Here is a 672-nt window from a genome sequence, read left to right as displayed (position 1 = left end):
GGGTTTTCCGCTGGATACGCGCTGGCTCTCATATTTGTGCGAGTTGCGCCGGGGTTGATAATGTTTACTCGTATCGGATCTTCTTCTGTATCCAGTTCGTCAGCAAGCACTTGCGCAAAGCCTTCTGTCGCGAATTTACTTACAGAATATGCACCCCAGTAAGCACGACCTTTTCGCCCAACACTTGATGAAGTAAAAATGATAGAAGGGTCATCAGATAGCTTTAGTAAGGGGATGAATGTTTTTGTCATCAAGAAGCATGCATTTAGATTGACCTGCATAACTTTTTGCCATACTTCAACTTCGTATTGCTCTATTGGTGTCATTGAACCAAGCTGGCTAGCGTTATGAACAAGCCCGTCTAGTCGCCCAAACTCTTGATCGATGACATCAGAAATTTTGTGATAGTCAACTTCAACAGCACCTTCAAGATTTACTGGGAGAATAGCTGGTTCAGGTAGCTGTTCGGATATGATCTGATCGTATACAGCTTCAAGCTTTGTGGTGGTTCGTCCTAATAAAAGAACTGTCGCGCCTGCTCGTGCATAGCTAAGTGCGATTGCCTTTCCTATGCCTTCGCCTGCACCTGTAACCAGGATAACTTTGTTAAGTAGTAGGTTTTCAGGTGCTTGATAATCGTGCATGGTTACGCCTATTCGCAGAAGAGTAAAG

Annotated in this window: 1 protein-coding gene; it reads right to left on the bottom strand. The window is 44.3% G+C overall.

Translation table 11 applies throughout. The features are described 5' to 3' along the window. On the bottom strand, positions 1 to 644 hold a 644-nt coding region (locus tag A3762_RS03925; protein WP_082868922.1), incomplete at its 3' end, for a YciK family oxidoreductase. Positions 645 to 672: the final 28 nt, after the last annotated feature.

The organism is Oleiphilus sp. HI0125, assembly GCF_001635355.1.
This window is presented reverse-complemented; position numbering and strand designations above follow the sequence as displayed.